This window comes from Cellvibrio sp. pealriver (assembly GCF_001183545.1).
In the GTDB taxonomy this organism is placed as follows: Bacteria; Pseudomonadota; Gammaproteobacteria; order Pseudomonadales; family Cellvibrionaceae; genus Cellvibrio.
In genome coordinates, this window is sequence record NZ_KQ236688.1 from 3973431 (window position 1) to 3985901 (window position 12471).

Consider the following 12471-nt stretch of genomic DNA (forward strand, 5'->3'; position numbering starts at 1 on the left):
TGTGGGCGATGTAAAACGTCAGGAATTTTTGTGGTGGATAAAGCAAAACGCCGATACTGGCATGCAGTATCGGCGTTTTGTATTGTGCTGTCGATGTGTCGGCAGTTACACCGGCTGTGAAATCACGCCGTTGCAAATGGGGGTGAATGCGGTGATTTTATCCAGCGCGGCGGCATTGCCCAAACTGTTGCCGGGGAACAAATTGCCGAATTGGTTTTGTTGCCCGTGCAGCGCCATGTAGTTGAGGATCACCGTCTCCACCAGCGAGTTGACGTTGTTGGCCGCGCCTACGCCTGAACCAGTTTCCACATCGCCACTGGCGCGCATATGGCCGATTTGCTGGTGTACGCGCTGTACATCGCTAATGGTGGCCGGGTCGCTACTGCTGCCGCCCATGAGCACCGGACGGCGTGCGGGGTTGTAGACCAGAAAGAAGGATGCACCGGTCTGCTGGTCGTCGCCCGTCCAGACACCTTTGCCGCCGCCCATGGGCGAGTCATCAATCATGCCGTTGCTGAATACCGAGCCATCGCTGAATACATAAATCATCAGCGGCATACCTTTGCGTGCGGCGTATTCAAGGCAGGCACCTATGCAGCGGCCTGCGCGTAAATCGCGTGTTTCGCCGGTAGAGCGGTCGCCGGTGTGATAGTCGTAACCGCCCATGGTAATCGTGCCGGCACCGGCATAGCCGTTAATGACCAGCTTGGCGACCGATGCGGTTTTGCGAAATTCACCATCGCCATCAAATTCGGCCTGACTAAATACACCGCCAGCGCCTACCAAATCCGCATCGGCCACCGGATCAATCGCGGAGGGATTACCAAAGCGGTCGGCGAGGTCGGCGCTTTTCACATAGCCGCAGCGCACCATGTCTTTGATCACCGCATCGTTACTGGTGCCGGTGTTGACGGCGCTGAGTTTTTTGTCGCTCAGGCGATAAATTGATTCCATCACCGCTACAGTGTCTTGTTGGTCGAGAAGGCTGACCAGATCGCCTACATCGACAAGGCCGGTCACATCGCTGGGATTATCGACTTTAGTCGGGCGCACTTCGGGGTTGATCATCATCGCCGGTGCCATGGAGTTGCCGCCGGAATCGCTGGCGCGTGAGCCGATCAGCGCCAGCAGTGAGCCATTTGCCCCAGCGCGGTTGATGCCGTACATCGGGTTGTGCGGGTTGTTGCCGGTGTCATTTTCCGAGCGCGCAGGAATGACTGCACCGTTGGTCAGTGCGCGGTTGCCCACGGCGACTTTTTCCAAAATGCCTTGCAGCATGGCGCTGGTGGAATGGAACGAAAGGCCTAGCTCATTATTAATCAGTGGATTAGCTGCGCTGGAGGCGGCCGGACTCATGGAAAGTGGCAAGCCTTGTTTGCTGTAACCGCCCGCACTTAAAAAATCCAATTGGCCGCCGCGCTGGCCGATCAACACATTGGAGCCTGCTATGTTGGCACCGCCGGCCAAATCAAAGCAGATAAACGGGATCTTGCCTGCGCCCTGCGCGGCGATACCACAGCTGCTGCGCATCGCAATCAGGTCCGCCGAGAGCGCGGCTTCAGCCTCACGGGGATTGGCAAACAAGCTGAAAATCGAGCCGCCTAACACGGTGGCAGTACCGGCGCGGAAACCTTGGGATACCAGTTCGCGGCGGGTCACCGGGCGGCTGTGGTTATTCAGCAGCAGCGGGGCATCGGGATGAAGTGGTGCGGTCTTTTTGGCCATGATGTCGGCTCCCCTTACTGCAATAACATAATGGCGCTGCCCATTGCGGCGGCGCAGGTGGCTTTAACGGTGGTGGCGGTGCGGTTGCTGGCACAGCCGCTGCCACAGGCTGTCATACGGTTGATCAGGTTGTTCAGCTCCGCGCGGATTTCGGTCGGGCTGGCCTGATTGCTGAGTGTGCCGCCGGAGGCGATATTGCCCGCCAGCAAATTGCGCAACAGCGGGTCGATAATCTGGTTGCGGCCATTGGTATCAAATGCGGTCGCGGCACTGGCACCAAAATTAAACCCGCTGAAATAGCCGGCGCGCAGGCTGGTATCGTTCACCAGTGCATTGCAATAGGCCACGGCGAGCTGGGTGATGCCCATTTGTTGCGCCGCCAAAAAGCCTTCAATGTTGGTGAGTGTGGGCAGTTGTTGTTCGACTTTGGTGTAAGTCGTTTTCACTGCTGCGTTGGTTTTGCTCACGCCGGTCATGGCCGACAGCGCCGCATTGATCTCGGCAAAATTGCGCAGGCCGATATGCGCCTGGCCAGGAATATCCGCCGGTACCGCCGGTGGTGGTACGGCAACGGGCGTGCGGCTGTAAGAGTTGCTGCCGATCAGGTCAAAGGTCAGGAAGAACTGGTCTTGCTCCGGCCCCTGTTTCATTTCAATGATCGTCCCCAGGCTCGATAGCGGCTGACGGCCTTCAACCATCTGTGCAGCGCTGATCTGTGTATCCAGATTGGCAAACACTTGGCCGACGGGCGCTTCGGTGCCATTTACCCCGATGCGCAAGCCTTTCAAATCCACATTACCCGAGACTTTTTCATCGCCCAGATTGGTGAAGAAGGGCGAGCTGAACAGGTAGGCGTAGTCGTCAAATTGCTGTACATCGAACACGATAAAACTGAGCGGTGTACCTACCAATTCCGACACGTTGAACAGCAACAAATATTTCGCTCCAACGCCTACTTCGAAGTTGGTTTTGATATCCGCTTCGCTCATCGCGCGTTTGTGGATTGCTAAAAAGCGGATGCTGCCCGACCAGGGGCGGTTATTGGAGACATCGTTACCAATCGCAAGCGCAAAACTGCTGTCCCAATCTTTGAGTACAGCACCGGCTTCCGGGTCGGTATCACCGGTGAATTCGCCATTCACGTAGATGCGACGGCCGCGGATGGGGTCAAACGTGACCACCACATGCTGCAAGCTCGCTTGTAACACTTCGGCGTTGGCGGCGGTCGCCAGCTCGGGCAGGCCGTTGGCATCGCTCATGGAGGTGCGGTTTAAAAAGCTGTAGTTGTACTCATACTGGCCAAGGGTGAAATTGCGGCTGGTGTTGCTGCCGGAATAGGTGACGATACGCGCCGGGTTGTTGTCGTTATCGCCCTGCACCACGTTGTCGGGGATCACCCAAGCCTCAATAGAGTATTCGCCCGCGGCGCGCAGTAAATCATAAAATTTGCGGCTGTCCGCAGTAGCGGCCTGCGCCTTGCCTGTGTCTTTAAATTTCAAACCCCAAGCGCTGCTCCAGCCGACGTTGCCGATCAGGTTCAGGTTGGCGACCGGATCTACACCAGACGTGTCATAGGCGATGCTGCCCTTGCCGGTTTTGAATTCGTACTTGGCGATAATATCGGTATCGATGCGACCGCCACTGGTGACAACAAACGCATCACTCAAGCCAACGGCTTTGCTGATGACCAGATTCGGGTCAACGGTGATGGGGGTGATGCTGTCTGCAAACGCGGTAATAGCCGCCTGCATTTCCGCGGCGTTCTGGCTGCAATTGCTCCAGCAGTTGTGGCCATCAAACGACAAGCGCTGCACAAAACGCGATGCGGATGGGTTATCCAAACGCATACGGGTTTTGGCGGCCTCATAGGCAACATCGACACGGCTGCTCGCAAAATAGGGTTGTTGGCGGGTGATGGAGCTCTCGCTGTGACACTGGGCGCAATACTCCGTCAGTACCGGATAAACCGTGGTGGAAAACGCCGTGGGGCTGCTCGGAAATACCTTGCTACTGCTCACATCTTTTTCGGCGGGTGGTGTGAGTACGGTGCTGTTGGCGGTGGTGCCGCTGCTGCCTGCCCAAGCGGTAATCCAGGTGGTCATGATATCGCCGCAGGCAACCGGATCCGCCAGCCAGCAGTTGTGACCAGCAGCGACTTTGGTGACCAAGCGCGACTGCGCCGGATTACCCAGCGTCACCAAGCCATTATCAATCACCGCTGCATAGGCGAGGTTGATGTCATCGCCGCGTGCAAATTCTGGTGCTTGCTTGCCTTGGGTATGGCAGCCGCCGCAGCGGTTTTCGCGCGCGATATTGATCCACAGGTTGTTCTGGAATTTGGTGATGTCAGCCGTCGATGCCGGTTTTTCACCTTTGTAGGAAAAGTCTTCGCCGTTGCCATTACCGGGATTGGTATTGGGGTTGGGTTCGGTTTTGGCACCCGAGCCGGAACCGCAGCCAATCAGGGCGGTAATCAAGCTGAGGATAAGCAGCGAGGAGCGCAATTGAATGGTTTTCACAGTCATCACCCCTTATTGGCCTTTGCAGTAGTTGGCGGTGTCGATAAACACCTGCTTCAACTGATAGTTATGGGTGGCGAAGTTTTGGGTGAACTCCTCAATTTTGGCGCGATCAGTCGCATCGCCCGGTTTGCGCAGGCACACATTCTGGAACACTTTTTCTACCTGACAGCTGGCAAAGGCTTTCGAGTGTGCAAGCTCCATGTTCATGGTTTTGGCTCCGCTGCCGCTGCCCGTTAATGCCGGTGAATTCCACGCCCAACCCAAGTGGCTGTTCTGGCCCTGCCGCCAGTAGTTGGTCCAGTCGTCGTTGGTGGTGACGTAGCCGGGTTTGAAGGTAGAACTGTTGATACGGTATTTCTTTTCCACGCGCGAATTGGTGTCCGGATCGAGCGTGCCCTCGGTGTTGTAATGAATGGCACCACTTACACCATCAGGGTCGGCGTTAATATCAAATTCGTAATCGTAATAGGCGTAGGCTTTGGCCAGTGGATCCATGCCGTTGTGACAGCCGATGCAGTTGTTGAGAAATACGCGGCTATCGCCACCGGGGCTGCGGCTCACATCCTGACGGATATAGTCCGGCACCAGCGATGTGTCATGAACTTGTTCCAGATCGCGGCATAAATGGTTCATCAGGGTAAAGCGGAACATGGCGCGGTTAGTGCCGGCGATAAAGAACGCTTTGGCAGCAGCACGGCTGGTGATCACGCCAGAGGTGGCATCGGATGGCAAGCCATTCAAGCTGGATTGGGTGCGGCGTACCAAGGTGTCTTTCAGGCTGACGCCCTGGTTTTCAATCGCCTCATAGTGCGCGTTATTGCTGTTGGAGTAGGCGGGTAAACCGCCTGCGCTGCTGGTGTAAACCACATCGTCATAAAGCGCCGTGCGGAAATCGGCGTTGTCGCGCACCAGGCCGATAATAGTCGCGGTGTAGTCGTTGAGTGGTGCGAATACAGTTTGCTCCCGGTTGGTCCAGGGGGTTGCCATGTTCTTCAGTGTGACGCTGTAAAACGCCTCGTTATCCATGGCGATTTTCACTGCTTCGGCAGTTTGGCCCGCGTCTATCTGTGCTGCCATTTGCAACAGAACTGCTTCTGTGGGAGGTACACCGGCGACGCGGTTATGGATTTGCAAGGCTTGTTCGCGTGAGCCTGCCTGGGTGGTGGGCGCAATCAGCGCCAGTGCGAATAATCCGGCTGGCAGATAAAACGCCAGCTTGCGGAATAAGCGGGTAGAGGGAATAGTCACGGTGGCTCCCGGTCAATGGCTGCAACAAGCATGGCAGCGGTGTGCAGACAGTGTTAAACGATAAATGTGATAGTCACGCAATGAATATGACAGTTACGCAATGAATGTGATAGTTAAGCGATAAACGCGGTGACTATGCAGTGAATATGCCGAAAAAGTGCGCACAAACCCGTATCGGCATGCAGGTTTCCAGAATTAGAATTGGTTCTCTCTTCCTTTTTGCGGTGGCGCTTTTTCCTTGTCGTTTGGGGGTGATTTTAACTCTATCCCAGCGCTTTCCTTCTGCCGTTAGTCGGATAGTTTACCGCTGTTGATGTGGCATAAATTGTCACTTTGGTGTGCATATGGGCATAGTGAGAACTGGTTCAATTCCGTAGGGGTTAAGGCCAGAAAGCGCTTTGTGCCGGTAAAGCGAGAAGGAGATCACATCGCTTTCTGTGGAATCGGATGAAGATCGCGCCTTTGGCTAGTATTGGCTGAATGCAATCGTGTTGGCGCGGCTTTTGATGATCAAGCTGCGCGAATCGCTCTATAACAACATTGGCAACCGTTTTATGAAATGCGAATTGGGGTTTTCTCTGCTCACTGTCAAGGCTGGTTTTCCGTTATGGCGGAGTACCTGTTTGGCCTTGCTGACGAGCATTCAGTTGGTGTTGGTCGGCTGTGGTGGTGGCAGTGGAGGTGGCAAGTCCGATGGCGGGCAACAGCCTGATCCTGTTGTGGTGGATTTGCCTATCGCCTATATCGAACGCCCTATTCCGGTTGATGAAGACGGTGAGCCAGTTTTCCCTGATGTGTTTGAGCCAGCGGCTTTTAATCCCGGTGCCAAATTAATCCTGAAAGAGCGCGCCACTGCGCAGGCAACGCCGGTTGATATCAGTTCGGCCGCTTTTCCGCTGGAGGATTTTCCCGTTGAGGACTATCCCGATGGCTCGCTCTACGATGTAAAGGATATCTCGGTTCACCCCGATGGGCAGAGCCTGGTATTTGCGATGCGTGCGCCGGAAATCGAAGATGCTGACGAAGACGAGCAGCCCACCTGGAATATCTGGGAATACCATCTGGAAAGCAAAACCCTGCGGCGCATTATTGCGACCGACATAGTCGCTGAGGCAGGGCAGGATATTTCCCCGCGCTATTTGCCCGATGGGCGCATTTTGTTTGCCTCCACCCGTCAAACGCGCAGCAAAGCCATCTTGCTGGATGACGGTAAGCCGCAGTATGCCGCCGGTATCGAGGATGACCGCAACGAGCCCGCGTTCGTGCTGCACACCATGAAAGACGACGGCACTGACATCCAGCAAATTACCTACAACCAAAGCCACGATATCCAGCCCGGCGTTCTGCCCGATGGGCGCGTGTTTTATATGCGTTGGGATGCACTGGGTAACGATAATCTCAGCTTCTACACCGTCAATCCCGATGGCACCAATAGCCAGATTTATTATGGCTATAACAGCCTGAACGAAGAGCCGGAAGATGACACCCAAAGCACGCCGCGCTTGTTTGGCCTGAACCCCATGCCCGACGGCCGTATTGCGGCCATCCTCAAACCCAGCGGCGCGCTGCTGGGGGGCGATATGGTGGTGATCGATGGTGCCGGGTTCAGTGAATTCGACCGCCCGGTTCAGGGGGCTAACAGTGCGGGCGCAGATGGGCAGACCCGTATATCCATACTGCCGGTCAATATCCGCGAAGGCGAAAATGAAATCTCACCACACGGACGTTTTGCCTCGCTTTATCCGCTTTATGATGGCACCAATCGGTTGCTGGTGAGTTGGAGCCAGTGCCGTCTGCAAGAGCCGGAAACCGAACGCCTCCTGCCCTGTACTGAAGCCAATCGGGCGATCCCTGATATCACCGAAGCAGAGCCGTTTTACGGCATCTGGATCTATGACATCACCCAGCAAACCCAGCAGCCGGTAGTGCTGGCAAAGCCGGGGCTGATGTACACCGATGCGGTCTCGCTGGAAAAAATTACCCCGCCCACCTTTTTCCGCTCGGAAGTAGATACCCAGCTCGCGCAGGAATCGGTCGGGGTGCTCCATATCCGCAGTGTGTATGACTTTGATGGCAGCTTTGGCCGCTACGGTGTGACCAGTGCGCCAGCAGACCTGGCGGCGATGGCGGCCGCTGCCCCATCCCAGCGCCCCGCGCGCTTTCTGCGTTTGATCAAAGCTGTTTCCATGCCCGATGACGATACGCTCGATTTTGACGGCTCTGCTTTTGGTGTTAGCGGCGGGGGGATGCGTGAAATATTGGGCTATGCGCCCATCGAGCCGGATGGTTCGGTCAAGGTAAAAGTCCCCGCCGATGTGGCGTTTACCATTGAAATTCTGGATGTGAATGGTCGCCGTATTAGCCCGGTACACAATAACTGGTTGCAGTTGCGCCCGGGCGAAGTGCGGGAGTGCAATGGCTGCCATGATAATCGCAATGATGTCGCCCATGGCCGTGCCGATGCCGAAGCAGCGGCGCTCAATCAGGGTGCGGCAACCAGCGGGATGCAATTTTTAAATACCATCCGCTTTGATAGTTTCGGTACACCCATCACCCCTGCGATGGGCGAAACCATGGCTGAGTTTGCCGTTCGCTCGACCTTCTGTGTGGAAGCGGGAAATGCCGCAAGCTGTGCACCGGTTGCGTTGCGTCAGCCGAGTGTGGATATCGTCTTTAACGATGAGTGGACAGACCCTGCAGTCCGCGCCAAAGAGCCCGCTTTTGATTATCGCTATAGCACCCTTGCAGATGATCCTGCGCAAATCCATGCGCCTACCTCTGAAGCCTGCATGGAGCCGGATGGCTGGAATAGCTTGTGCCGGATCACCATCAACTACGAAACCCATATCCAACCTTTGTGGGAGCGAAGCCGTGTGGTCAATGCGGTCGAGCGTCAATGCACGGGTTGCCACAGCCGCAACACCACCGATCTCAATGGCAATGCGCTTGTGCAGGTTCCAGCGGGTCAGCTAGAGTTGACGAGTCAACCATCGGATATGAACAACGATCACATGACCTCTTACCGCGAGTTGTTGGTGAATGACCTGCGTCAAATTCTTACTGACGACATGGCGGGTCTCACCGATAACATTCCCGTGTGCGAGTTCGTTGTCGATGAAGATGCGATTCCCGAGTGTCAGGTTGTGTTTGATGCCGACGGAAACCCCACCTGCGAAGGTGTTGTGGATTGCCCGTTTGTACAGCAAGACGTAACCAACGAATTGGGCGAGGTCGAACAGGTATTGGTATTGGATGCCGAGGGCAATCCGATACCCCTTACCGAACAAATCGGTGTGACTGCGTCTATGTCGGCGGGTGGCGCGCGCGCCAGCGCACGGTTTTTCAGTCGCTTTGCTAATTTTGATGCGGCGACGGATACTGTTGACCATCGCGGCTTTTTAAATTCCAGTGAGTTGAAACTATTATCTGAGTGGCTCGATATCCGCGCGGCCTACTACAACAATCCCTTTGATTCGGTAGATTGATTTTCAATGACGATTTTCAGCGCAGCACAACAACAAAAACAGTCGCGCAACTATTTTTCAGTAGTCGCCGGGTTGCCAATAGTGCGCCTGCTTTTGTGTGGTTTACTGTTTGCCGCGCAACCCGCATTGGCGCAAAGTTGGTTTAGTAATTGGTTTGCAGAAGATGAACCGCTGCAGGTCAGTGTGGACGATGCATTTATCAATGTGTATTCCGGCCCCGGCCGTGGTTATCCCATTTTTCATGTGGTCGAGCGCGACGAAATTATTACGCTGATCAAAAGCCGCACGGATTGGATAAAAATCAAAACCAAGCGCGGCATAGTCGGTTGGATCAAGCGCGATGATATGCAATTTACCTTGGCGCTGGATGGCAGCAAACCGGAGTTTCCCGATACCAAGCAAGCCGATTATTTGGTGAACCGGTTTGAAATGGGTGCAGCCTATGGTGATTTTGCCGGTGCAGACAGTTTGTCGATGAATGTGGGCTATCGCTTCACCAAAAATTTATCAGCGGAATTGCGCTACGCCGAAAATACGGGCCAGTTTTCTGACAGCCAAATTATTGCGGCGGGCATTTTATTCCAACCGTTTCCTGAATTGCGCGCATCGCCTTTTTTAAGTATCGGCGGCGGTACGATTAACACTTTCCCCAGCTCGACACTGGTTCAGACCGAAGATCGCGAAGACAATTTATTGCAGGCAAGCATTGGCACTTATGTGCATTTGACGGGCCGTTTTTTCCTGCGGGTGGAGTACACCAATCACTACATACTCACCAGCCGCAATACCAACGAAGAGGTTAATGAATGGAAAGTCGGATTCAACGTCTTTTTTTAATCGCGCTGTTGCTCGGCACCACTTGCGTTGGGCAGCTGGCCTATGCGCAGGATGACTCCAGTGAAAGCGAGGACGATGAGCTTGAGCAGATCATCACGCCGGACATCAAGCGCCGCACCATTAAAGAAGATGATCTTGATAGCGAAAATTTTGAAATGGGCGCGTTTTTTGGGCTGCTCAGTATCGAAGACTTTGGCACTAATGAAGTGCAGGGGATTACCTTTGCCTATCACATAACAGAAGACTTTTTTGTTGAGGCTGCCTACGGCATCAGTAAAACCGAAAAAACCAGTTATGAATTGTTGAGCGGCGGTGTAGAACTGCTTACCGATGATGAGCGCGATTTGAATTATTACAACTTGTCACTTGGATACAATTTCTTGCATGGACAAGTATTTATTTCCGATAAATGGACGTTCAATAATCACTTTTATATTTTGGCGGGTGCAGGCAATACCGATTTTGCTGCAAAAGATTATTTCACTACCAACATTGGTGCCGGGTTGCGCTTTTACACGACTGATTGGATGGCGTTGGATATCAGCATGCGCGGTCACAGCTTTAAACATGAACTCTTTGGTGAAAGCAAAACCGTAACCAATCTGGAATCGCGTATCGGATTGTCGTTGTTTTTTTAATGGCTATTTTTAATACGGTTATTTAAGTGGTGAATTTAATGATGTTATTGCAAAAAATGTTTGCACGCTTGGTGATGCTGGTTTCTGTCGGCGTTTTTTCGTTGCATGCAGCGGCTGATGCCGCCCCCGATTTCACCCTGCAAAGTAGCACCGGTGAAAATGTGCGCTTGGCTGAACAGCGGGGTCAGGTGGTGATGTTAAATTTCTGGGCATCCTGGTGTGGCCCTTGCCGTAAAGAAATGCCGTTGCTGGATGAAATGTCCAAACGCTACAGTGCCGCGGGCTTTGTGCTTTATGGTGTGAATGTTGAAGAAGACAATACTGACGCAAAAAAACTGATTAAAGAGTTGGGTGTGACCTTTCCTATTTTGTATGACACCGAAAGCAAAGCGAGCAGCTTGTATAACGTTGATGCTATGCCGACTACGGTTGTGATCGATAAAAAAGGCCAGATCCGCTACGTCAATCGCGGCTACAAAGCGGGCGACGAAAATAAATATCGCGATCAAATCCGAGAGCTTATTAAAGAATGATCCTGCGCCGCCTCACATTACTCGCGCTGCTGTTGTGCATCGCTGCTTGTAGCTCGGTAAAACCTTGGGTGAAACCTTACGAGCGGCAAAAAATTGCCGACGAAATCATGAGTTTCGAGCGCGACCCTGTCGCTGATTCGTATTTGCATCACGTTTACGACGCTCGCGAAGCCGCGCGTGGTGGCGACGGCGCATCGGGAGGTGGCTGTGGCTGTAATTAATTCATCATCGTCATTCCCGCGCACGCGGGAATCCAGTTTTTATTTGCTTTTATCGTTTCTTCTACTTGCGCTATCGCCGCTAACGCAAGCCGCCGTATTACCCGATGAACGCATCGATGTGTTGTACCACGGTTATGATGGTGGCGGCGCAACCATCGATGGCCCTTCGATTTTGGTGCGCAAAAATATTGGTACCTCTGTATCCTTGGCGGCCAATTATTATGTCGATATGGTGAGCAGTGCATCGATTGATGTGCAAGCAACTGCCAGCCCCTACAGTGAAGAACGCAAAGAAACTGGCCTCAGTGGCCAATACATGGTTGACCGCTCCACTATTAAGTTCGGTTACGTCAGCAGTAAAGAAAATGATTACGATGCATCGACCTATTCGTTGGGTGTGGATCAGAGTTTTTTTGGCGATTTAACTACGCTCGGATTTGGTGTGAGTTTTGGTGAAGATGTGGTCGGGCAAAATACCGACCCGACTTACACGCGCGATTTGCAGCGTCGTAAATACAGTGTCAATGCATCGCAAATTGTGACCAAAAATTTATTGGCATCACTCAGTTTTGATAGCGCGACAGACCAGTGTTTGAATCTCACACAAGATCAAAGTTGTTTGAATAACCCGTATCGCTCTGTGCGTTATTTAAGTGGCACCGGCGGTTATCTGTATCAATCAGAGCGCTACCCACATACCCGCAACAGCGATGCACTGGGGTTGCGCGCCATTTATTATTTACCTTATCGCGCCTCTGTCCGTTTTGAAGCGCGTCAGTTTTCTGATAGCTGGGGTATTGATGCAGAAAATATCGAGCTGCGTTATTTGCATCCCTATGGCGAACAGTTTTTGATTGAAGTGAAATTCCGCATGTACGAACAAACCGGTGCAGATTTTTACGCGGATTTATTTCCCTATCGCGATGCACAAAACTTTCTGGCGCGCGATAAAGAACTAAGCCCGTTTTCATCCACCACGCTGGGTTTGGGAGTGACCTACAAAATTCCGCCAGGTTATATTCCCTGGTTCGATAAAAGTACCGCGAATCTTTATTGGGATCATTTCAATATCGACTACGATGATTTCCGCGATGCGCGTGTCTCCCCTGAGGAATTTGCTGCGGGTGAGGAGCCGCTTTACAGCCTGCAAGCTGATGTGATCCGCTTATATTTCTCCTTCTGGTTTTAGTTTCCGGCAATTCCCCTGATCGGGCGCAAAGGTTCATCCGTAAGATGATATTTTGTGCCCCTATCTCTATAAT

General features: G+C 53.2%; 9 protein-coding genes. 6 read left to right on the forward strand and 3 right to left on the reverse strand.

Annotated elements, in window-relative coordinates:
- Positions 1–105: 105 nt before the first annotated feature.
- The 3 genes from VC28_RS17215 to VC28_RS17225 are packed head-to-tail and all read right to left on the reverse strand — an operon-like array spanning position 106 to position 5495.
- Positions 106–1725 (reverse strand): hypothetical protein, encoded by a 1620-nt coding sequence (locus tag VC28_RS17215; RefSeq protein WP_049631731.1) that lies wholly within the window; start codon positions 1723–1725, stop codon positions 106–108.
- 14 nt (positions 1726–1739) lie between these two features.
- Entirely contained in the window at positions 1740–4250 is a 2511-nt protein-coding gene (locus VC28_RS17220; protein ID WP_049631732.1) for a LamG domain-containing protein, read from the reverse strand.
- A gap of 6 nt (positions 4251–4256) precedes the next feature.
- Positions 4257–5495 carry a hypothetical protein gene (locus VC28_RS17225; RefSeq protein WP_197085560.1) on the reverse strand — a complete coding sequence of 413 codons (1239 nt, stop codon included), beginning with the start codon at positions 5493–5495 and terminating at the stop codon, positions 4257–4259.
- A 506-nt stretch (positions 5496–6001) separates the two neighbouring features.
- Between VC28_RS17225 and VC28_RS17230 the strand changes: the two genes are divergently transcribed.
- The 6 genes from VC28_RS17230 to VC28_RS17255 are packed head-to-tail and all read left to right on the forward strand — an operon-like array spanning position 6002 to position 12398.
- Positions 6002–8980, forward strand: a complete 2979-nt coding sequence (locus VC28_RS17230) for an HzsA-related protein (protein ID WP_231591895.1) — start codon at positions 6002–6004, stop codon at positions 8978–8980.
- Positions 8981–8986: 6 nt separating this feature from the next.
- Complete coding sequence (locus VC28_RS17235; protein ID WP_082191601.1) at positions 8987–9817, forward strand: SH3 domain-containing protein; 831 nt, start codon at positions 8987–8989, stop codon at positions 9815–9817.
- The gene (locus VC28_RS17240) at positions 9787–10455 is read left to right on the forward strand and encodes an outer membrane beta-barrel domain-containing protein (protein WP_049631733.1); all 669 of its coding nucleotides are present in this window, start codon (positions 9787–9789) and stop codon (positions 10453–10455) included. The genes VC28_RS17235 and VC28_RS17240 overlap by 31 nt, the downstream gene beginning before the upstream one ends.
- A 38-nt stretch (positions 10456–10493) precedes the next feature.
- Entirely contained in the window at positions 10494–10988 is a 495-nt protein-coding gene (locus tag VC28_RS17245) for a TlpA family protein disulfide reductase (RefSeq protein WP_053094225.1), read from the forward strand.
- On the forward strand, positions 10985–11209 hold the full coding sequence (locus tag VC28_RS17250) for a DUF4266 domain-containing protein (protein WP_049631734.1): 225 nt from the start codon (positions 10985–10987) through the stop codon (positions 11207–11209). Before VC28_RS17245 ends, VC28_RS17250 begins: the two co-directional genes overlap by 4 nt.
- Positions 11205–12398, forward strand: coding sequence for a DUF3570 domain-containing protein (locus VC28_RS17255; protein ID WP_369799062.1), 1194 nt, complete (start codon positions 11205–11207; stop codon positions 12396–12398). The genes VC28_RS17250 and VC28_RS17255 overlap by 5 nt, the downstream gene beginning before the upstream one ends.
- The last annotated feature ends 73 nt before the right edge of the window (positions 12399–12471 follow it).